This window comes from Actinopolyspora sp. BKK2, assembly GCF_011291845.1.
GTDB lineage: Bacteria > Actinomycetota > Actinomycetes > Mycobacteriales > Pseudonocardiaceae > Actinopolyspora > Actinopolyspora saharensis.
Genome location: NZ_JAANTE010000001.1, coordinates 215,724 through 235,005 on the forward strand (window position 1 = coordinate 215,724; position 19,282 = coordinate 235,005).

Annotated in this window: 18 protein-coding genes and 2 pseudogenes; 12 read left to right on the forward strand and 8 right to left on the reverse strand. The window is 68.4% G+C overall.

Translation table 11 applies throughout. From position 1 onward, the window contains the following. Positions 1-383: 383 nt before the first annotated feature. A complete protein-coding gene (locus G9Q41_RS01020) occupies positions 384-956 on the reverse strand; it encodes a TetR/AcrR family transcriptional regulator (protein ID WP_165631573.1) in 573 nt (190 codons plus the stop codon). 140 nt (positions 957-1,096) lie between these two features. Here G9Q41_RS01020 and G9Q41_RS01025 point away from each other — a divergent pair, with 140 nt between their 5' ends. Next, complete coding sequence (locus tag G9Q41_RS01025; protein ID WP_092521624.1) at positions 1,097-1,834, forward strand: SDR family oxidoreductase; 738 nt, start codon at positions 1,097-1,099, stop codon at positions 1,832-1,834. Between the two features lie 169 nt (positions 1,835-2,003). Beyond that, positions 2,004-2,174, forward strand: a pseudogene (locus G9Q41_RS01030) (transcriptional regulator); the annotation flags it as partial. A 109-nt stretch (positions 2,175-2,283) separates the two neighbouring features. Here the strand turns inward: G9Q41_RS01030 and nhaC are convergent. After that, a complete protein-coding gene (gene nhaC, locus G9Q41_RS01035) occupies positions 2,284-3,759 on the reverse strand; it encodes a Na+/H+ antiporter NhaC (protein WP_165631572.1) in 1,476 nt (491 codons plus the stop codon). 42 nt (positions 3,760-3,801) lie between these two features. Then, positions 3,802-4,959 (reverse strand): aminotransferase class I/II-fold pyridoxal phosphate-dependent enzyme, encoded by a 1,158-nt coding sequence (locus G9Q41_RS01040; protein WP_092521621.1) that lies wholly within the window; start codon positions 4,957-4,959, stop codon positions 3,802-3,804. A 268-nt stretch (positions 4,960-5,227) separates the two neighbouring features. Here G9Q41_RS01040 and G9Q41_RS01045 point away from each other — a divergent pair, with 268 nt between their 5' ends. Continuing rightward, positions 5,228-5,950 carry a VOC family protein gene (locus G9Q41_RS01045; RefSeq protein ID WP_165631726.1) on the forward strand — a complete coding sequence of 241 codons (723 nt, stop codon included), beginning with the start codon at positions 5,228-5,230 and terminating at the stop codon, positions 5,948-5,950. A 123-nt stretch (positions 5,951-6,073) separates the two neighbouring features. Here the strand turns inward: G9Q41_RS01045 and G9Q41_RS01050 are convergent, their stop codons facing one another. Continuing rightward, positions 6,074-7,150 carry a hypothetical protein gene (locus tag G9Q41_RS01050; RefSeq protein WP_207630418.1) on the reverse strand — a complete coding sequence of 359 codons (1,077 nt, stop codon included), beginning with the start codon at positions 7,148-7,150 and terminating at the stop codon, positions 6,074-6,076. Positions 7,151-7,332: 182 nt separating this feature from the next. Beyond that, entirely contained in the window at positions 7,333-7,722 is a 390-nt protein-coding gene (locus G9Q41_RS01055; protein WP_165631571.1) for an SdpI family protein, read from the reverse strand. Positions 7,723-7,940: 218 nt separating this feature from the next. On the opposite strand from G9Q41_RS01055, the gene G9Q41_RS01060 reads away from it, so the two are divergent. Continuing rightward, positions 7,941-8,768 carry a methyltransferase gene (locus G9Q41_RS01060; protein ID WP_092521618.1) on the forward strand — a complete coding sequence of 276 codons (828 nt, stop codon included), beginning with the start codon at positions 7,941-7,943 and terminating at the stop codon, positions 8,766-8,768. Between the two features lie 77 nt (positions 8,769-8,845). On the opposite strand, the pseudogene G9Q41_RS22520 reads toward G9Q41_RS01060, so the two are convergent. Further along, a pseudogene (locus tag G9Q41_RS22520) lies at positions 8,846-9,039 on the reverse strand (glyoxalase); the annotation flags it as partial. 329 nt (positions 9,040-9,368) lie between these two features. Between G9Q41_RS22520 and G9Q41_RS01070 the strand changes: the two are divergent. Both G9Q41_RS01070 and G9Q41_RS01075 read left to right on the forward strand, forming a co-directional pair. Continuing rightward, positions 9,369-10,010, forward strand: a complete 642-nt coding sequence (locus G9Q41_RS01070; RefSeq protein WP_347567444.1) for a TetR/AcrR family transcriptional regulator — start codon at positions 9,369-9,371, stop codon at positions 10,008-10,010. Continuing rightward, positions 10,007-10,708 carry a hypothetical protein gene (locus G9Q41_RS01075; RefSeq protein WP_165631569.1) on the forward strand — a complete coding sequence of 234 codons (702 nt, stop codon included), beginning with the start codon at positions 10,007-10,009 and terminating at the stop codon, positions 10,706-10,708. The genes G9Q41_RS01070 and G9Q41_RS01075 overlap by 4 nt, the downstream gene beginning before the upstream one ends. Before the next feature lie 66 nt (positions 10,709-10,774). On the opposite strand, the gene G9Q41_RS01080 is transcribed toward G9Q41_RS01075, so the two are convergent. Then, on the reverse strand, positions 10,775-11,461 hold the full coding sequence (locus tag G9Q41_RS01080; RefSeq protein ID WP_165631568.1) for a hypothetical protein: 687 nt from the start codon (positions 11,459-11,461) through the stop codon (positions 10,775-10,777). Positions 11,462-11,843: 382 nt separating this feature from the next. Between G9Q41_RS01080 and G9Q41_RS01085 the strand changes: the two genes are divergently transcribed. From G9Q41_RS01085 to G9Q41_RS01110, 6 genes are all read left to right on the forward strand, one after another. Continuing rightward, on the forward strand, positions 11,844-14,771 hold the full coding sequence (locus G9Q41_RS01085; protein WP_165631567.1) for a Tn3 family transposase: 2,928 nt from the start codon (positions 11,844-11,846) through the stop codon (positions 14,769-14,771). Positions 14,772-15,078: 307 nt separating this feature from the next. Beyond that, on the forward strand, positions 15,079-15,648 hold the full coding sequence (locus tag G9Q41_RS01090; protein WP_207630417.1) for a type 1 glutamine amidotransferase domain-containing protein: 570 nt from the start codon (positions 15,079-15,081) through the stop codon (positions 15,646-15,648). 29 nt (positions 15,649-15,677) lie between these two features. Next, complete coding sequence (locus G9Q41_RS01095) at positions 15,678-16,826, forward strand: glutathione-independent formaldehyde dehydrogenase (RefSeq protein ID WP_165631566.1); 1,149 nt, start codon at positions 15,678-15,680, stop codon at positions 16,824-16,826. A gap of 52 nt (positions 16,827-16,878) precedes the next feature. Continuing rightward, positions 16,879-17,187, forward strand: coding sequence for an antibiotic biosynthesis monooxygenase (locus G9Q41_RS01100; RefSeq protein ID WP_165631565.1), 309 nt, complete (start codon positions 16,879-16,881; stop codon positions 17,185-17,187). A 92-nt stretch (positions 17,188-17,279) separates the two neighbouring features. Further along, positions 17,280-17,510 carry a DUF1778 domain-containing protein gene (locus tag G9Q41_RS01105; protein WP_165631564.1) on the forward strand — a complete coding sequence of 77 codons (231 nt, stop codon included), beginning with the start codon at positions 17,280-17,282 and terminating at the stop codon, positions 17,508-17,510. Next, positions 17,507-17,908 (forward strand): type II toxin-antitoxin system VapC family toxin, encoded by a 402-nt coding sequence (locus tag G9Q41_RS01110; protein WP_347567443.1) that lies wholly within the window; start codon positions 17,507-17,509, stop codon positions 17,906-17,908. The genes G9Q41_RS01105 and G9Q41_RS01110 overlap by 4 nt, the downstream gene beginning before the upstream one ends. Before the next feature lie 149 nt (positions 17,909-18,057). Here G9Q41_RS01110 and G9Q41_RS01115 read toward each other — a convergent pair whose 3' ends face one another. Continuing rightward, positions 18,058-19,221, reverse strand: a complete 1,164-nt coding sequence (locus G9Q41_RS01115; protein WP_207630416.1) for a hypothetical protein — start codon at positions 19,219-19,221, stop codon at positions 18,058-18,060. Positions 19,222-19,282 lie beyond the last annotated feature (61 nt).

Consider the following 19,282-nt stretch of genomic DNA (forward strand, 5'->3'; position numbering starts at 1 on the left):
AGAACGTCCCAACATCGCCCGCAGCGACACCCCCTACCTACGGCCGTCGCGGAATTCTCACGGCGGGCAGCGGACTGCTCGTCATCGCTGTGCCGACTTCGAAAACCCGAACTCCGATTCGAGGATGCGCTGCTCACCGGCTGCGTACGTTGTCGCACCCGTGGCGTGCCGCGATGGGGGTGCGCAGGATTCCGCCGCGGACAGCGTCCGACACTGACGGGCGGGTGTGGCGCTGCTATTCGTGGTTATTCGTGGGACGGCTTCCAGCTCGTCCCGTCGTGGACCAGCTGAGCTGACTGAAAGGTCTCCCGGCAGGAGTAGCGCACATCCCCGGCAACCGGAGAATGCGCGAGCACCTGAAGTGACGAGGCTGAAACGCGTGCTCATGGACGTGGTTGCAGGCCGTCCAGGGTGAGATCGAGCAGGCGTTCCGCTTGTTGCCGTTGTTCGGGGCTCGCCGAGGTGAGGGCGATGCCTTCGAGAGCGGCGACCATGTCGGCGGGAGTGATGTCGGTGCGGATCGTCCCGGCGGTCGCGCACGCCTCCATGAGGGTGCTCAGGGCGTCCTGGATCATTTCCCGGCTGTGACCGTACGGATTGTTCCCCCGTGCGGCGATGGCGCGCAGGGCGTCGATCATGCCGTACTTGGTGGTCACGTAGTCCAGGAAAAGGCGGGTCCAGGAACGCAGGGCCTCGAAGGGTGGCTTCGTTGCCAGCAGGTTCGGGGCCGCGTCGCACAGCTGGGCCACCTCGTTGCGGTAGACGGCCTCGACCAGCGCTTCGCGGGTGGGGAAGTTGCGGTACAGCGTGGCGCTGCCTACCCCGGCCTCTTTGGCGATGCGCTCCAAGTGGGCCTCGACCCCCTCCGCTGCGAATACACGTACCGCAGCCGCGAGGATCTTTTCCCGGTTACGCCGCGCGTCAGCCCGCAGCGGGCGCTGGGGGTGCTGGTCCATAAACCTGTGCCATCCCTGCTCAGACTCTTCAACTTGCCAAGTGGGGGCTCCTCCACTTATGCTCATTCAACTGAAGGCGCCTCCACTTGCACTGTAGGTAACAAGTACTTACCTGCGCACGCCCCACGAAAGGTCTGATCATGTCAGGGATCAGGGGCAAGGTCATCGCGCTCACGGGCGCCAGCAGCGGCATCGGAGAGGCCGCGGCAACCTATCTCGCCGAGCGAGGAGCCTGCCTGGTACTCGGAGCCCGCCGGCAAGACCGGTTGAACGCGGTGGTGGAGCGGATCACCGCACAGGGAGGTTTGGCCGTCGGAGTCGTCGTCGACGTCACGCGCCGCGACGACCTCAAGCAGCTGACCGAGACGGCACTCGACCGCTTCGGCCGACTCGACGTCCTGGTCTCCAACGCCGGAACCATGGCGGTCTCCTCGTTCGACGAGCTGCGCCAGGACGACTGGGACAGCATGGTCTCCACCCACATCACGGGTCTGTTGAACGGCATCGGGGCGGCGCTGCCCGTTTTCCGACAGCAGCGCTCCGGGCAGTTCGTCAACATCGCTTCCACGGCGGCCTATGTCGTGAAGTCCCCCCAAACCGTCTACGCGGCCACCAAGACAGCGGTGAAGGTGCTGACCGAAGGGCTGCGCCAGGAATCCGGTCCCGACTTGCGCGTCACTCTTGTCTCACCGGGTTTCACCGACACGGAGGGCGTGGGCAAGGGAGCGCCGGAGCCCGCGGCGGCGGCGCTGGCCCGGAAGCGCGACGAGATCGCCATGCCGCCCTCGGCCATCGCCTCGGCCATCGGTTACGCGATCGAGCAGCCCGACGGCATCGACGTCAGCGAGATCGTTGCCCGCCCCACGGTGCAGGCCTGACGAGCCGCGCGGAACGGGGACGGGCCCGCCGTCGGCCAACGGTCCTCGCCCGCGTCCCCGCCGGCCAAACCGGACACCCGATACGTGACCGAACAGGATGACGGGGCGAGGTGTTGCCCCCGCCCGCCACCGACACCGGTTCCCGCGGCTGTCTGCGTGCTCCGTCGGTCCTCTGGTCGGCGACCTCACCGTCACCTACCAGGCGCTGACCCCCGGCGACGCCCCGGACCAGACGCTGTTCGTCTACAGCACCCCACCGGGAAGCCCGTCCGAGGCAGCCTTGCAGCTGCTCGCCAACTGGGAACAGTCCACTCCGGACGGCGAGATCTCACACCACTGAGCGAGAAGGAACTCCGACGAACCCGAGCACCACACCGGACCGGGCAGGAGATCTGCTCCGGGGCAGCGGGAATTCGCGGGGGCGACCGGCGGCCGACTCCGCCCGCCGGTCAGCTCCTCGCCGGTTCCGCTCCGGTGTCCGGCTCCCGGAGCCGAATGCCGAAGCCGCGGGTGACGGGGGAGAGGAAGGCGAGCAGGGCGGAGAAGACGATGCCGCTCCAGCAGAACACGGCCCACGGCAGGAAGTCGAAGTTGGCCACCCCCAGCGTCGAGGCGAAGAAGACGCCGGAGACGGTCCAGGGCATGAGGACCTCGGTGATGGTGACCGAGTCCTCCATGCTCCGCGAGAGGTTGACCGGATGCAGGTTCCGCCGCGCGAAGGCCGTGCCGTAGAGGTCGTTGATGAGGAAGTAGGTGACCAGGGCGTTCGAGGTGCCGTTGATGACGGCGAAGCCGGACAGCAGCGTGGTCGTCACCAGACCGCCGGTCGAGCGCAGCCTGTCGATGAGCCTGCTCAGCAGCAGCCGCAGCACCCCGGAGTTCTCCAGCGCCGCGGCGAAGAAGAACGCGCAGAAGACGAAGAACGCCGAGCTGTACATCGCCTGCAGCCCCCCGCGGTCGAGCAGTTCGGCGAGGGTGTTCGAAACGTCGCCGGGCAGCATGTCCGTGGTGAAGCCGGACACGGCTGCCGCGAAGGCCTCCGCGGGGCTGAATCCCTGGACGAGCACGGCCAGCACGATCGCGGTCATCGCGGAGACGAAGAGCACGACCAGCGGCGGCTTGCGCATGATCGAGCCCGCCAGGACCACCGCAGGCGGCAACAGCAGCACGGGACTGAGCGTGAAGAGTCCCCGCACCTCGGCTGCGGTGCTGTCGATGACCTGCAGGTCGACCGATCCGGCGTCGATCGGGAGGCCGGCGAGCAGGAAGACCACGGTCGCGACGACCGAGGAGGGCACGGCCGTGTAGAGCATGTGGCGGATGTGCTCGTAGAGGTTGGCACCGGCCGCCAGCGAGCTCATGTTCGTGGTGTCGGACAGCGGCGAGAGCTTGTCCCCGAAGTAGGCGCCGGACACCACGGCGCCCGCGGTGATCGCCGGGGAGATGTCCATCGTGGTGGCCACGCCGAGCAGCGCGACTCCGATGGTGCCTGCCGCGCCCCAGGAGGTGCCGGTGAACGTGGCCACGATGGCGGTGACGAGGAAGGACAGCACGTACAGGTACGACGGGTCGATGAGCTCGAGACCGTAGTCGATCATCAGCGGGATGGTGCCCGCCGCCATCCAGGTGCCGATCAGCATCCCGATGCTCAGCAGGATGAGGATGCCAGGAAGGGCGCGCTTGATCTTTGCGCCCATGTCGGCCAGGACCCGGTCCAGCCCGATGCCGTGGCAGGCGGCGAAGACCGTGAACACCACGGCCGCGAACACCAGCATCAGCTCCGCGGGGTACTCCAGCACCCCGATGCCGCCGACGAGGATCACCAGGGTGATCACCACCGGAACGAGCGCGACGACGACCCGCGGCCGGGCGGACGTGATGCTGCCCTCCTGGTCCGACGCCCCCGTGTCCGGTCGAGAGTTCATCGTTGCCTCGCAGACGTGAGTCGCCGTGGGCGGGGGGAGGGGTCAGCCGGCGAGTGCGGCGAAGCCCCGGTCGAGGTCCTCGAGCTGGCTCCGGGCCCCTTCGAGCCCCACGGACAGCCGGATCAGCCCGGGCCGCGACACCGGCCCGGACTCGTCGTCGGGGCGCACCGGCGAGGTCACCAGGCTCTCGTAGCCGCCCCAGCTCGGTCCGATCCGGAAGAGGGTCAGCGCGTCGACGAAGCGGGACACCCGTTCGAAGGTGCCCTGCCGCAGCTCGAAGCTGACCAGGCCGGAGAACCCGCTGAACTGGGTGGTGATCAGCTCCTCGTCCGGGTCGTGCTCGGCGTGGGGATGGTGCACCGCGAGCACCTCCGAGCGCGCGCGCAGGTAGTCGATGACGCGGAGCGCGTTGTGCTGGTGCTGCTCCATCCGCACCGGCAGCGTCCGCAGCCCACGCAGCACCAGGGAGGCCTCCAGGGCGGACATGACCGCACCGAACAGCTGGTGGCCCCGGTGGAAGAGCTCGTCAACCGTGTTCCGGGAACCGATCACCGCGCCGCCGAGGACGTCGCTGTGCCCACCGATGTACTTGGTCAGCGAGTGCACCACCAGATCCACGCCCGCCGCGAGCGGCTTCTGGAACAGGGGAGTGGACCAGGTGTTGTCCATGACCGTGCGGATGCCGCGCTCGCGCGCGAGCGCGGCCAGCCCGGGAAGGTCGACGACCTTCATCAGCATGGTGCCCGGGCTCTCGACGTAGATCAGGGCCGTGTTCGCCCGGATGTGCTCGGCGACGTCGCCGGCCGGATCGGCCAGGACCGTGTGCTCGATCCCGAACCGCTCGAGGTGGTCCGCCAGCTCGAGCGTGGGCCCGTAGATGGTGTTGACGAACAACACGTGCTCGCCGCTGCGGAGCAGCCCGGCCAGCACGGCGCCGATCGCGCCCATGCCGGAGGCGAAGCACTTCGCGGTCTCGCCCCGCTCGAGCAGCGCGAGACGCTCCTCCAGGAACGCCACCGTCGGATTGCTGCCGCGACTGTAGACGAAGTTCTCGTGCTCGGCGGCCTGCTGCCGCACGAACTCCGCGAAGGAGGGCTTGGCGAAGAGGCTCGTCTGATAGATCGGGGGAGCCACGGCACCGGGTTCCGAGCCCGGACCGTCCCAGGGACCCGTGCAGATCTGCCGATCGGTGTCGTTCACCTGCGCCTTCCGATGTGGACGTGCCGGAACTCGGCGGATCTTCTGTTGATCCACCGAGCGGCGAAAGCCTGGAATACGAGCTGCCTGCCCGTCAACACGTCCCGGGCAACCGGAACGGGCCGCGCCGGGCGTGGCCGCTGACCGGCGCCCCGGCGCAGGCTGCTCACGGCGGGCAGGACAGCGCCTCTCCGGAACACGCTGCGGGAATCGCCCCGCAAGGCGGAAACGAATGATCGACTTCGGTGTGTGCGGCGGCTATGCTGCGCTCATGTATCTGGAGAACGTGATCGTCGACACGGTCGATCCGCAGCGGCTGGGACGGTTCTGGGAGGCGGTGGTCGGCGGGCAGCGGCTCACCGACGAGCCGGACATCGTCGAGACCCGGCTGGCCGTCGAGGGCGGCCCGGTGCTGGACCTGTGCTTTCCGGGGGTGGCTTCCGCTGCGGCCTCCGAACCGCCGCGGCTTCACTTCGAGCTGCGCGGCGGAGCCGACCAGGCCGAGGAGGTCGAGCGGCTGCTCGAGCTGGGTGCGCAGCAGCTGGACGTCGACCAGGGCGAGGGTGCCCGGGTGGTGCTCGCCGACCCGGAGGGCAACCCCTGCTGCGTGCTGGAGGAGCGGGCAGCGCACGTCGACACCGGACCGATCGCGGCGCTGTCACTGGACTCCGCCGACCCGGCCCGGGACGGGCAGTTCTGGTCCTGGCTGTCCGGCTGGACCGAGGTGCCCGGACACGCGCCCCGCACGTTGCAGCACCCCTCGCGGCGAGGTCCCCTCCTCGAACTGCACCCCGCAGCGGCCTCCACCGGCGCGAGCAAGAACCGGATGCACCTCGACATCCGCCTGGAGTCCGGAGACGATCCCGACGCGGTAGCGACAGGCATCGTCGAACGCGGCGGCCGCGAGCTGCACCCCGACTGGGGCGAGCTGCCGTGGCGGGTTTACACCGACCCGTCGGGCAACGAGCTGTGCGTGCTGCCGGCCCGGTCGTGAGGACCCGAACGTGCGGGAACGGTCCGCGATCCCGCGACGAGGGGCGCTTCACGCGAGGGGACCCGCTGCCGGGTGGGACACGAGCACGAACCACCCGGCAACGCGATCAGGGGCGGGACCCCTTCAGGAGAGCGCGGCCGGGTCACCGGCGAACGCGGTGACCATCTCCCGGTGCTGCCGCATCGTCTCCGCACCGTCCTCGCCCGGCTGCCTGCCGAACCCGCAGTACATCGACAGCCCGAACTCGTCGAGGTACTTCGAGGCGGTGCGCACGCGACGGCGCAGCCCCGGAATCCCGTCGAGGGGCTGCACCAGGCCCAGAAAGACCCGCGTGTCACCGACGTCGAGGTCGGACAGCGGCCGGAAGAAACGCTCGTCCTCACTGCGCAGCGAGCGCGGCCCCGCCATGTGCAGCCAGTCGATCCGCCGTCCGGACTCGGCCACGGCGTGGTTGGCCATGCGCACCACCGTGCTCATGTCCTGCGGCTCGTACATGGGCCACTCCGGGAACGTGCCGTAGCACAGGTGATAGCCCACCAGCACTTCCTCCGGCAGGAGCCGCGTCAGCCGGGACACCGGTCCCGCGAACCGCTCCCAGGCGTCCCCGGAGGTCCAGGGCAGCACCCCCTCGATGTCCTGCGTGTCGTAGGCGGTGTCCCACTGGACGGCCAGATCGGCAGGCGGTATGGCCTCGGTCAATCGTTCGAGCTCGCCGGCGACGAGGTCCTCGAACCCGCGCGCGGCCCTGGGGTAGTCCCGCCCGAAGTCCGCCTTGAACGCGTTCATGGCACTCGCCGGGAGTGGCAACCCCACCTGGAACCGCAGATGCGCCGGGATCGTGCCCTGCTCGCGCAGCTCGCGAAACACCTCGTAGGAGGCGATCGCGTCGTCGATGCGCGGCCAGCTGTCCCAGCGCACCCGCTCGACGCCCTCCCGCACGGAGAACACGGGCGTGTCGTGGACGTGCCGCGGAACCCCGGTCGGGGAGTCCGTGTCCTCCACCACGACCACATCGGAGTTGGGACGCACCAACCGCTCGCGCTCGTAGCCCACCCAAGGGGCGCGCGGCCCGGTCTCCCCGTCCGGAAGCGCGGCGACCAGATCGCCGAACCAGTGCGCACCGGATCGGAACGCCTGCTCGGTCGACCCGGCAGGCAAACTCCCGACCAACAGCAGATCACTCGCCACACGTGGGCTCATCGCCGCATCCCCTTTCCTCGGTTCATCGCGCAGGCGGGCGCTGCCCGCCGTGAGCTCCGGCGGAGCCCCCGCCGCGCCCCGGCCACAGTCGCCCGACACGGGCACCGAGCATGCGTGCGCTGCCGTCCGCAGCACCACGCCGTTCTCATTCAGCGAGAGAAAAATCGGCAACCAAGCAGGGATCAGTCGGTGTGCAGCTCGCGCAGGGCGCGGCGCTGGCTGCGCACGCTCCCGACGATCACCAGGGACAAAGCCACCGCGAGCGCCACCGACACCGTCACGGCGCGAGCGCGCCAACCGGGCAGCAGCAGGAACGGCGGCACGGCCGCGAACAGCAGCACCCCGGCGAGCCCGAACCAGGCGGCCGCCAGCCGGTGAACGCGGTACCACACCGCGGAGTCCGCCAGGGTGGCTCTCGTGCGCACCCCGCACGCGTGACGGGATCGAAGTCGACCGCGAAGGCCGCCCACGGCGACCGCGGTGAGCAGACTCGCCAGCCCGAGCAGGGCGCTGGTGAGCACGACCAGCGAGACCGGGTCGATGCCCTGCGGGTTGATCATCTCGTCGATCACGGGAGGAACCGTTTCCGAACGGATCGGGCCGCCTCCGGACGGCGCTCAACCACCGGCCCGGTTCGCCTGTCTCCGGGCACACCACCCGTTGTACCCGACGGGACCGTCCACTCGGGGCCGCACATCGCTCCCTGTCGGACGTGCCCCGGGGATGTTGTGCCGGCACCGCGGGAAAAACGAGTTGCCCGCGCGCGGCGGAACGCCTCTATGATCACCACGTGAACCACGCTGACAGCGACGCCGAATCGGTCGAGGACAACCGACGACACTGGGACGAGCGAGTCCCGCTCCACACCGCGAGCTCGTTCTACGACCTCGACGGGTTCCGCGCCGGCGACGAGGTTCTCGACCGTTTCCAGCTCGCCGAGCTCGGCGACGTCACCGACCTCGACCTGGCACACCTGCAGTGCCACATCGGTCTGGACACGCTGGGCTGGGCCCGTCACGGAGCACGCGTGGCGGGGCTGGACTTCTCGGAACCGGCCATCCGCACGGCAATCGACCTCGCCGCCGACACCGGCCTCTCCCAGCGGTCCCGCTTCGTCGCGGCCGAGGTCTACGAGGCGGTCGAGCAGCTCGGGGCCGGCGCCTTCGACGTGGTCTACACCGGAAGCGGGGCGCTGATGTGGCTGCCCGACATCGACCGCTGGGCGCGCACCGTGGCGGGGCTGCTGCGCCCGGGAGGACGGCTCTACCTGGCCGAGTTCCACCCGCTGACCGAGGTCCTCGACGACGAGCACGGTGCCACCGTGGCCCGCGACTACTTCACCCGCGGGGCGCGCACCTACGACGCCCCCGGCTCGTACGCCGACTGGGAGGCCCAGACCACGCACAACACCGCCACCGAGTGGCACCACACCCTCGGTGACGTCCTCAGCGCCATAGCCGCGGTCGGACTGCGGATCGAGTTCGTCCACGAACACGACACCATCCCGTTCCAGCGCTACGCCGCGCTGACCGTCGACGGTGCCCACTTCCGCTATCCCGACCGCTCGTCCCGGCTGCCGCTGATGTACTCGCTGGCCGCCACAGCTCCCACCCGCTAGCACGCGAGAAGCACCGACGCTCGAGCGCGAGGTCCTCGTTTGCCGTGCACCACGCGACGACCGCGCAGGTCGCGCCCCACGTCATCGACCTCCACGCTCATGTCCGGCGTGAGGGAAGCGGTCTTGTCGCTGGCCATGAAGTCGGACTGGGCCGCAGGAGTGGACGGTCAGGCAAGAGCGAAGATCCAACCGAGGTCCATGACCTGCTCGAAGCCCAGCAGGCCGTAGAACTCCTGGCCCGCTGCGCTGTGTTCGACTGGAGGATGGGCATGACGCGGCGAATGGTCGTCGACGACTCCAAGTGAGCAACGGCGTCCCCTCGGACTGCCCGGAGCACCACCGCATTTCCTCCCCGCACGCACCTTCGCGACGGAGCTTCCCCTCAAACAGAGCGCTGTCCCCCTCCGCAATCACCCGGATCAGCGACGGGGTAGTGGGCCAGTTCGCTTCACCGAGATCCCTGGGACGCGGCCGCGGCAGTCGAGTCGGGCCTGGGAAGAACTTCGTTGACGCAACACGAGAGCAACCAGCCGCACGCTGCACGGGGCGGTCGACCACCAAGCTCTTTAATAGTTCGACTGGTCGGTTTAAGATTTGGTCGTGGCGCGCACCGTCAATCAGCAACAACACCAGCAACGTCGCGAAGCCGTCACCACGGCGGCCGCGAACCTGTTCGCCCGGAACGGTTTCGCGAAGACCACCACGGCGGCAATCGCCAGGGAAGCGGGCATCAGCACGGGAAGTCTGTTCTACTACTTCCCGGACAAGCCCGCGATCTTCCGTGCGATCTTCGAGCAGGACATCGCTACCTCCCGAGCACTGCTCGACGAGCACGCCGAAACCGAGGACCCGGTCGCGTCGCTGCTCGCCGTCGTGAGCGCGCTCGCCACCCCTGCGCGTGACGAGCGGGCCCCCGGGCTGCTGGTCGAGCTGCTGCGCCAGGTCGGCAACGACCCGCAGCTCGGGGAAGTCGTCGCGACCAACGACGCGATCGTGCGGGACGGACTGGCGGCGCTGCTGCGGCAGGCAGCCACCGAGCAACGCGCCGACCCCGACCTCAACGCGGAACAGGCCGCAGGCTGGATCCAGACGATCATCGACGCGACCTACCTCCACGGCGGGGACAGCTCCGCCGCCGATCCGCTGCCGATGCTGCGTCTGATCGTCACCCGGTTCCTGGGCATCGACGCCGCCCCGGCAACAACGACCGAGGACGACCCGAATGCGGAGGCGAGCCGATGAGCGGACACCCCGAGCACGTGCGCATGCCCCGTGGCTACCTGTGGTTGTTCTGGCTCGGCTGCCCTCTCCTCGGATTCGGGCTGGCGCTCGTGGTCAAACCGCTGACGCGGTGGATGATCGAGACGCTGGACTCCGCACCCGGCCCGTTGCGGCTCGCCGCCGGAATCCCCACGTCCTGGGCGATCCCGGTCCTGGTCGTGATCGGTATCGGAGCGGGCTGCTGGCTGTCGCACGAGGCCGAGCGGGACAGTCTCGCGGTGACCGTACGTCCCGACGGCGTCATCGCCGCCCAGCGCGACACCGAGCGCTACATCCCGCGTTCGAGGATCGGGACCGTGTTCACCGACCCCGAGGAACTCGTCGTGCTCACCCCCGCCGGACGCGAGATATTCCGCTCCTCCGCGACCGACCTGTCGAAAACGCAGCTCACGGAGGCGTTCCGACACCACGACTATCCGTGGTGGGGAACCCGCGACCCGCACGAGGAGCACTACCGGAGCTGGAGGGACGGCGATCCCGACCTCGACGAGGGAATCCACGCCCTCCTGCGGACACGGCAGGAGGCCTTGCGGTCCGACAACCGCGCGGAGACCGAGCGGGTCCACACCCAGCTCCAGGACGAGGGCATCGCCGTCCGCGACCGGGGCAAGAAGCAGCAGTACCGCCGAATCACCGATCACGACACCACCACGCCCTGACAACCGTAACCGTGGTCACCACGCGAGGCAGACAACCGCCGCCGAGACGGCTGCGGCTGCTTCCGGCTACGGGTGCGGGCGCTCGATCGGGCAGTCGGCCAGCACGGTCGAGATCCGACAGCCTGCGGTGACCCAGTCGACGAGGTCCTCGTCGATGTAGCCCAGCAGGGTGAGCACATCGTGATGGCGAGCTTTGAGCGGCTGGTTCCAGACCCTCTCGTGGTGGGCCAGCCGGTTCCGGAACTCGTGCAGCCGCGTGACCGGCTGCTCGACGGTGGTGCGCGCCCGGTCGGGAGCGGCGGGGAAGCCGCCGGCGAGGTCGGGCCACAGGGTCGTGGCGTAACGCTTGGCCAGCAGGAACCGCCAGAAACCGAACCCCAGCTCGGTCAGCGTCTGCCCCTCGTCGGCGACCTTGCCCTTGGCCCGCACCCGCTGCCGGGCCGTGGCGATGTCCCGACGGGCGCGCTTGTCGAGCTCGCCGGCGGTGTCGTCCAGCCAGGAGCCCACCCGCCCGGCCGCGGCGTGGCGCGCGGCGAGCCGACCGGCCAGCACGTTGCGCAGCACCACCTCCAGATGCCCCAGGGTCTCCCAGAACGCCCCGCTGATCCGCGCGTTCCACCGGTACAGGTCGAGCGCGGCGGCCGGATCACCACCGCAGGCGTCCAGGTAGCCCTGCATCCGGGGGACTCCGAACAGCGACAGCAGGGCGCTGTCCGGCGACTCGGTGGCGTGCGGGTTGTGGACGGGGCTCACGAGCGGGTACTGTAGTAGACGAAGATCCCAGGTCGGTCCCTGGTAGTCACCTTCGGTGACAGGTCATACCGCTGGGGTTACGAGACGAGGAGGCGCCGCCCGCCCCGGGCGGCGCCTCTTTCACGTCCGCAGCCCACCGGATCAACGCCCCACCGGATCAACGCGGGGGCGAAAGAGCGCCTCCGGAGGAACTTGCCGACCCACTCCGGCGAGCCGGACGCAGCGGAGTGCTCACTTCGCCACGCCGACCGCGCCGCATCACCGGCCGATGTCAGGGCCTGGCTCACCTCACGAGGGGGCCCAGTTCTCCGGTTGCTACGGCCAGCCGCAAAGTAGGCGGCCATGTGATCGTCGTCTCTTGCTGTGGCGATAGCCTTCACGCGTGCGGCAGAGCTGGGAGTCTGAGGAGCTGATCGGGTCGTGGACGCTGGTCGGTGAGGACTGGCGGTTGGTGGGCAACAAGACCGGCGCCACCCGGCTCGGATTCGCGCTGGTGTTGAAGTTCTTCGAGATCGAGGCGCGGTTTCCGGCATATCCGGAGGAGATCCCGCAGCAGGCGGTGGATTACGTTGCCACGCAGGTGCAGGTCGTTCCCTCCGAGTTCGCCAAGTACTCGTTTACCTCCCGCACGATGGAGTATCACCGCCGCCAGATCCGCACGGCGTGGGGTTTCCGCCCGGCGACCGAGGCCGATGAGCAGCGCTGGTCAGCCTGGTTGGCCGAGGAGCTGGTCGGGGTGGAGATGGATCGGCAGCGGCTGGCTTCAGCGGTGCTGACCCGGTGCCGGGCCGAGCAGGTCGAGCCGCCGAGCGCGGGGCAGGTCGAGCGGGTGGTGGCCAGCGCGGTGCGGCAGTTCGAGGCCGTGTTTTGCCAGTGCACGGTCGATCGTCTGGGGCCGGCGGCCGCACGACTGCAGGATCTGGTGGCCGAGGCGGACGGAACTCGCGGCGGGTTGCTGGCTGAGTTGAAGGCCGACCCGGGTCCGGTCAGCCTGGACACGTTGCTGCGCGAGATTGACAAACTGACCGCGGTGCGCGATCTCGGTTTGCCTGCTGGGCTCTTCGACGACGCGTCCGAGAAGCTACTCGCCGCCTGGCGAGCCCGCGCCGCCCGCTCGTGGCCGTCGGACCTGCGGGATAGTCCGCCCGAAGTGCGTTTGACGCTGTTGGCCGCGTTGTGCTGGATGCGCCAAACCGAGATCACTGACGCGTTGGTGGATCTGTTGATCGCCCTGGTGCACAAGGTCAATGCGCGGGCCGAGCGGCGGGTGGAACGGGAGCTCACCGACGACCTGCGGCGCGTACGGGGCAAGGAGGGTTTGCTGTTTCGGCTGGCCGATGCCGCTCTGGAGCATCCGGACGAACAGGTCCGCACCGCGCTGTACCCGGTGGTCGGCGAGAACACCCTGCGGGATCTGGTCAAAGAGGCCAAGGCCAACGAACGCGCGTTCCAAGCCCGCGTGCGCACCGTGCTGCGCGGCTCGTATTCGAACCACTACCGTCGCATGCTGCCGTCGCTGCTGGCCGCGCTGGAGTTTCGCTGCAACAACACCGCCTACCGCCCGATCATGCAGGCCCTGCAGTTACTGGACCGCTACCGCGAGGTAGATGGCAAGGCCCGTTTCTACGGTGATGAGGAGGTCGTCCCGGTCGAGGGCGTGGTGCCCAAGGCGTGGCGCGACGCGGTTGTCGACGATCGCGGCCGCATCGAGCGGATTCCGTATGAGCTGTGTGTTTTGGTCTCGCTGCGGGACGCGTTGCGGCGCCGCGAGGTCTACGTGGCCGGCGCGACACGCTGGCGCAACCCCGAAGATGATCTACCTGCGGATTTCGAAACCAGCCGGGATGTGCACTACGCCGAGCTGCGCCAGCCCTTGGACGCCTCGGAATTCATCGCCGACCTGAAGCAACGCATGACTACCGCGCTGGACGGCTTCGACACGGCACTGGCCGAGGGCACCGCGGGCGGGGTACGGATCACCCGGCGCCGGGGCGAGCCGTGGATCACCGTGCCGCCGCTGGATTCGCTGCCCGAACCACGCATGCTGGGCGCACTCAAGGACGAGGTCACCCGCCGGTGGGGCACCCTGGATCTGCTCGACGTGCTCAAAGACGCCGACTTCCTGACCGAGTTCACCAGCGAGTTCACCTCGGTGGCCTCCCGCGAGATCCTCGACCGCGCCACGTTGCGCCGTCGGCTGCTGCTGGTGCTGTTCGCGTTGGGCACCAATATCGGCATTCGACAGCTGGTCGCCACGGGTGAGCACGGCGAGACCGAGGCCGCACTGCGCTACGTCCGCCAGCAGTTCATCACGCGTGACAACCTCCGCGCGGCCCTGGGCACGCTGGTCAACGCGACGTTCGCCGCGCGTGATCCGCAGTGGTGGGGTCAGGGCACCGCCTGTGCCAGCGATTCCAAGAAGTTCGGTTCGTGGCAGTCGAACCTGATGACCGAGTGGCACCAGCGCTACGGCGGCCCGGGTGTGATGATCTACTGGCACGTCGAGCGCAAGCACACCTGCATCTACTCCCAGCTCAAGTCGTGCTCGTCGTCCGAGGTGGCGGCGATGATCGAAGGGCTGTTGCGGCACTGCACCGACGCTGAGATAGAAGCGAACTACGTCGATACTCACGGTGCCAGCGTGGTCGGGTTCGCCTTCACCGAACTGCTCGGCTTCCGGCTGCTGCCCCGGTTGAAGAACATCGGCTCGATCCGGCTGTACCGGCCCGACGACGGCGGCGCCTGGGCCAACCTTGGCGCGGTGACCACCAGGCCGATCAAGTGGGATCTCATCGCCCAGCAGTACGACCAGATGGTCAAATACGCCACCGCCCTGCGGCTGGGTACCGCCGAGTCGGAGTCGATCCTGCGCCGGTTCACCCGCGGCGGACCGAAACACCCCACCTACCAAGCCCTGGAAGAGTTGGGCCGGGCTGTGCGCACCATCTTCGCCTGCGACTACCTCGCCAACCCCGACCTCCGGCGTGAGATCCATGGCGGGCTGCAGGTCGTGGAGAACTGGAACTCCGGCAATGGCGTCATCTTCTACGGCAAGGACGGCGATCTGACCGGCCCCGATCGCGAGTCAGCCGAAGTCTCCATGCTGGCTCTGCACCTGCTGCAGTCCGCGTTGGTGCACGTCAACACGTTGCTGCTGCAGAACGTCCTCGATACTCCCGGTTGGGCCGAACTGCTGGGCGAGCACGACCACCGGGCGCTCAGCCCACTGTTTTGGTCCAACATCAACCCCTACGGGCGATTCCGACTCAACATGGACACTCAGCTCGACCTGACCGCGGTTACCAGCTGAACCGAGCGCGTAGCCGTCTCAGCTGGGGATCGGCTTACGGCACTCGCGGCGCGACCGTGTGGCGGTGATCGCCCGAGACGCAGCGTCGGCCCGGCTCACCGACAGCGGTCAGAGTCCCCCTCGTCCGGCCGCACAGCCCTTGACCCCACCCGCCTTGGGCTCATGCTCGATGGGGTGAACACCGTGGGCACGCGGCCACGCCTGCACGGCCCGTCGATCCGCGCTAACCGCCCTCGGCGGGTGGTTTCGACCCGGCCTGACCGGGCAACTCTGTGGTTATCCCACACTATGAGGAGGCGCGATTCCCATGGCAGAAGAGCTGCGCGGCCGACGGGTCGCGATCTTGGCCACTGACGGTGTCGAGCAGGTCGAACTGACCCAGCCCCGCGAGGCGGTGGAGCAGGCCGGGGCGCAGGTGACGCTGCTGTCGATCCACACCGGAGAGATCCAGTCGATGAACGCTGACATCGACAAGGGCGATACCTTCACCGTCGACCGGTTGGTCTCCGACGTTTCCGGCGACGACTTCGACGCGCTGATCCTGCCGGGCGGCACAGTCAACCCGGACGGGCTGCGGGTCAACCCGGACGCGGTGGGTTTCGTACGGGACTTCGTCCGGTCCGGTAAGCCGGTCGGCTCGCTGTGTCACGGGCCGTGGACGCTGGTCGAAGCCGACGTGGTCCGTGGTCGGACCCTGACGTCGTTTCCCAGTATTCGCACCGACATCCGCAACGCCGGCGGGACCGTCGTCGACCAGGAAGTCGTCACCGACCAGGGCCTGGTCACCAGCCGTGACCCCAACGATCTGCCCGCGTTTTGCTCCAAGATCGTTGAGGAGTTCGCCGAAGGCCGCCACCGGGCCCCCACCCAGGCCTGAATCGAACCCATCCGCCAGAGGAGAAGAACATGAAGGCACTGGTCTATAACGGACCCCACGACGTCTCCGTCTCCGACGTTCCCGACGCGCGTATCGAGCGGCCCAACGACGTCCTGGTGCGGATCACGGCGACGAACATCTGCGGGTCGGACCTGCACATGTACGAAGGGCGTACCGACTTCGAGCAGGGCCGCATCTTCGGCCACGAGAACGTCGGCGAGGTCGTCGAGGTCGGTGACGGGGTCGACAAGGTCGCGGTCGGGGACATGGTCTCGGCGCCGTTCAACGTCTCCTGCGGGCACTGTCAGAACTGTGAGCACGGTCTGACCAACTACTGCCTGGCCGCCAACGTGGCGGGCATGGCCGGCGGGGCGTACGGGTTCGCCGACATGGGCGGCTGGGCCGGTGGCCAGGCCGAGTACCTGCGCATCCCGTGGGGCGACTTTCAGTGTCTGCGCCTGCCCGAGGACGCGGCCGAGAAGCAGAACGACTACGTGATGCTCTCCGACATCTTCCCCACCGGCTGGCACGCGGTGGAGATGTCGGGCCTCAAGCCCGGCGAGACCATCGTGATCTACGGCGGCGGCCCGGTCGGGCTGATGGCCGCACTCTCCGCGAACGTCAAGGGCGCGGCGAAGGTGATGGTCGTCGACCGCCACCCCGACCGGCTGCGCCTGGCCGAGCAGATCGGGGCGATCGCCATCGACGACTCCAAGGGCGACCCGGTCGAGCAGGTCACCGAGCACACCAAGGGTGTCGGCGCCGACCGCGGCGCCGAATGCGTCGGCTACCAGGCCCACGACCCCCAAGGCAACGAGGACAACGCGGCGACCCTGAACAAGCTGGTCTCCTCCGTGCGGTTCACCGGCGGCATCGGCACCGTCGGGGTGTTCATTCCCCAGGACCCGGGCGGCCCGGATGAGCTGTCCCAGCAGGGCAAGGTCCGCTTCGACTTCGGCAACTTCTGGTTCAAGGGCCAGCAGATGGGCTGCGGGCAGGCCCCGATCAAGCGCTACAACCGCCACCTGCGCAACCTCATCACCGAGAACAAGGTCGAGCCCTCGTGGATCGTGTCCCACAACCTGCCGTTGGAGAAAGCGCCGGACGCCTACAAGCACTTCGACGCCCGCGAGGACGGCTGGACCAAGGTCGTGCTCAACCCCGGCCAGGCCGCCTGACTTGTCCCTCGCGCGGCTCTAAACAGCACCCGTTTGAGTAGGAGGCCAGAGCATGGCTGAACCGGTGACCGTCGGGCTCCTCGTCCGGATCGAGGCGCTACCGGGCCACGAGAAAGAGGTCGAAGACTTCCTGCAGCAGGGGCTCGGCATCGTGGAGCAGGAGCCGGGCACGGTGCGGTGGTTCGCCATCCGCTTCGGGCCCTCGTCGTTCGGGATCTACGACGCCTTTCCCGACGACTCCGGCCGCCAGGCCCACCTCTCGGGCCAGGTCGCCCAAGCCCTCGCCGACAACACCGGCACCCTGTTCGCCCAGCCCACCATCGAACCGGTGGACGTAATCGCCGAGAAACCACCGAGCTGATCACCGAACGGGCGACTCGGGGTGATGGTGTCCGATGATCGAACGTCTTGCGAACGTTGCCTCGGGACCAGGGTTGGTGCCACAATGGCACCATGAAGCGGATGAATCTGCGAGATGTGCCCGACGAGGTGTACGCCGCGCTCACTGAGGCGGCCGAGGCGAACCGGCAGTCGCTGTCGGCGTTTGTCGTCGACCGGCTCACCGAAGTTGCCCAGGTGGCCCGGCTGGAGGACTATGTGGCCTCCTATCGACCACCCCAGGGCAGCGGCCTCACCGTCGACGACGCGACCGCCGCGGTGCGGGAGGTGCGAGAAGCGTCGTGAGCCTGGCCGTGATCGACGCTTCCGTCCTGACCGCCTTCTACGCCGCCGACGATCCTCGCCGTGATGCGGTCGCGGCACGCTTGGCCGCCGGCGACGCCCTGTTCGCCCCTGCCCACGTGGATGCTGAGGTCGTTTCCGCGTTGCGGGGCATGGCCCGTCGCAGCACAGTGCTGCACGCCGCAGTACCCGCCGCCCTGCGGCATCTGGCGGAGTTCCCCATTCGACGCATGCCGCTGGCTCCGCTGCTGCAGCGCATCTGGGAGCTCCAAGACAACATCACCCCGTACGACGCCGCGTACGTCGCGCTGGCCGAACGCCTCGACGGCCCGTTGATCACCGGAGACGGCAAGCTCGCCGCGGCCAGCGGAGCCCGCTGCACCTTCGACCTCATCACCTGACTCGTGTACGGCAGGGATCCCCTTGCGAACCAGTAAGGCAGGAATTTCCCCGCAGGCATATCCGCCCGAGTTTCGGCGAGTAACTACGTCCTCCCACCCCCGGTGAGCGGATGCTTGCTGCTGGAGGGAACCATCGGTGGAGTAACCAGTTATGTTTCCGCGGAACCGCCACGGCCTTCTTGCCGTTCACGTCGGGTCTGTGTGTTGTGCAGGGCCTGGCGGCGTTCGCGTTCGCGGTAGCTGAAGGCGGCTTCGCGGATCGAGTTTTCACTTTCGAAGCCGGAGCCGACGGCACCGGCAACAGTGGCCGCCGCGGTAACCAGCAGCATGACGACGGCATAGTCACCGAATCCGAGACCGGGCCCGACGTACTGGCCGAACACCTCAGGAGTGAGGACAACACCGGCCGCGATCAGGTTGACGACGTAGAGTGCCCCGTACATGCACCCCACTCCGATGGCCAGGGTCAGCACCGTGGAAACGTTGAACAACACCGCCTGCTCGCGTTCGGGTACGGGCCGTCCCCTGGTCTGCTCCCACAGCCGGTGGTAGGCGATGAGCCAAACGACCATGACAACCACCGACCCGAGCACCGTGGCCAACAGGCGCAGTGGCCCCATCGTGCTGGCCAGTCGCCAGACCGACGTACTGATCAAGTAGAACGCGCTGAACGCGAACGCCCCCACCAGCGGCCCGGTCAACCCGAACACCAGCCGCCACGGACGATTGTCCCGAACCATGCCGATCAACAACCGCACCACGCCTCGCGAGGCCAGCACGCGCACGTCGACGTCGCGTTGCTCCGGGGTGACCCGCTGGAAGCGGTTGGCCAGCCAGGGCAGTCGGCGACGCCGGTGCTCCTCGGTCCTCTCCGAGGGAGTACCCCGGCTGCGCATGTCGGCGACGAGTTGGGTCACCACACCTCGCACCCGGCGGCGCAACGCCATGCCTCCGAATGCCGGTAGCGACACCACCAGGACCCTGCGCTCGTTGCTCATATCGGCCACGATGGGCTGCCGGCCGCTACGCAGCGGGAGATCCGTGATGCACGCAGCAAGATCCCACCCATACTGCCGCATCCGCTTGCCGGCGACGTCCATCATCTCGGTATGGCGGTCGTCACTGGGCGGCAACTGCTCGCGGTGCACATCCACGCGCCACACGCAGTTATCCTCCAGCTGCTCGGACAGCAGTCTCGGCAAATCATGGGCGAGCTGCTCAGCAATCTGCGCAGGCGCGGCCACCGGATCAGCCACCACCCCCACAGTCACCGTCTCGATCGAACCGTTCCTCGCATCTTCCGGCATCGTCATCGCAGCACTCCCCACCTTCGGTGACGCCCCACGGCTACCCACCACAGCCCTATCCAACGAC

Bases quoted from the DNA above. Each gene is read 5' to 3' on its own strand.
- G9Q41_RS01020 (WP_165631573.1), bottom strand. From the start codon at position 956: ATGGACCAGCACCCCCAGCGCCCGCTGCGGGCTGACGCGCGGCGTAAC.
- G9Q41_RS01025 (WP_092521624.1), top strand. From the start codon at position 1,097: ATGTCAGGGATCAGGGGCAAGGTCATCGCGCTCACGGGCGCCAGCAGC.
- nhaC (WP_165631572.1), bottom strand. From the start codon at position 3,759: ATGAACTCTCGACCGGACACGGGGGCGTCGGACCAGGAGGGCAGCATC.
- G9Q41_RS01045 (WP_165631726.1), top strand. From the start codon at position 5,228: ATGTATCTGGAGAACGTGATCGTCGACACGGTCGATCCGCAGCGGCTG.
- G9Q41_RS01050 (WP_207630418.1), bottom strand. From the start codon at position 7,150: ATGAGCCCACGTGTGGCGAGTGATCTGCTGTTGGTCGGGAGTTTGCCT.
- G9Q41_RS01075 (WP_165631569.1), top strand. From the start codon at position 10,007: ATGAGCGGACACCCCGAGCACGTGCGCATGCCCCGTGGCTACCTGTGG.
- G9Q41_RS01090 (WP_207630417.1), top strand. From the start codon at position 15,079: ATGGCAGAAGAGCTGCGCGGCCGACGGGTCGCGATCTTGGCCACTGAC.
- G9Q41_RS01095 (WP_165631566.1), top strand. From the start codon at position 15,678: ATGAAGGCACTGGTCTATAACGGACCCCACGACGTCTCCGTCTCCGAC.
- G9Q41_RS01100 (WP_165631565.1), top strand. From the start codon at position 16,879: ATGGCTGAACCGGTGACCGTCGGGCTCCTCGTCCGGATCGAGGCGCTA.
- G9Q41_RS01105 (WP_165631564.1), top strand. From the start codon at position 17,280: ATGAAGCGGATGAATCTGCGAGATGTGCCCGACGAGGTGTACGCCGCG.
- G9Q41_RS01115 (WP_207630416.1), bottom strand. From the start codon at position 19,221: ATGACGATGCCGGAAGATGCGAGGAACGGTTCGATCGAGACGGTGACT.